This window comes from Vibrio sp. HI00D65, from assembly GCF_001635455.1.
Classification (GTDB): Bacteria; Pseudomonadota; Gammaproteobacteria; order Enterobacterales; family Vibrionaceae; genus Vibrio.
This window is the reverse complement of record NZ_LWEH01000532.1, coordinates 1-321: the sequence shown is the minus strand read 5'-3', so window position 1 is coordinate 321 and position 321 is coordinate 1. Positions and strand designations below refer to the sequence as shown.

Below are 321 nucleotides of genomic sequence, written 5' to 3'. Positions count from 1 at the left end.
CAATAGAGATAATGAGTAAAAACTCGCCAGAGCTAGCATCTCGAAAGCATGATGTTAATGATTACTGTGCTAGAACGAGTGAAAAGCTAAAAGCGAAGTACGGCGAGAAGATCGAGCGAGAGCCAATGATTGGCGGTGTGAAACTGCCAAAGTCAGGCGGTGACAGCAAAGTAAAGCCGCAATCACCACGCATCAAAAAAGGGCTGTAAGCCCTTTTTTCTATAAGAATAACAGCGCCACATTTAAAACGATGCTTTCAACAACCGCCCCAACTGTTGAGTCGTATAAATACTCGACTTTGTCCCAGAACGTTGGTGGTGG

The 321-nt window shown here is 44.9% G+C and carries 1 protein-coding gene; it reads left to right on the top strand.

Going from position 1 to position 321, the window contains the following annotated elements:
- On the top strand, window positions 1–209 hold a 209-nt coding region (locus tag A3712_RS23285), incomplete at its 5' end, for a hypothetical protein (RefSeq protein WP_231891877.1).
- Window positions 210–321 lie beyond the last annotated feature (112 nt).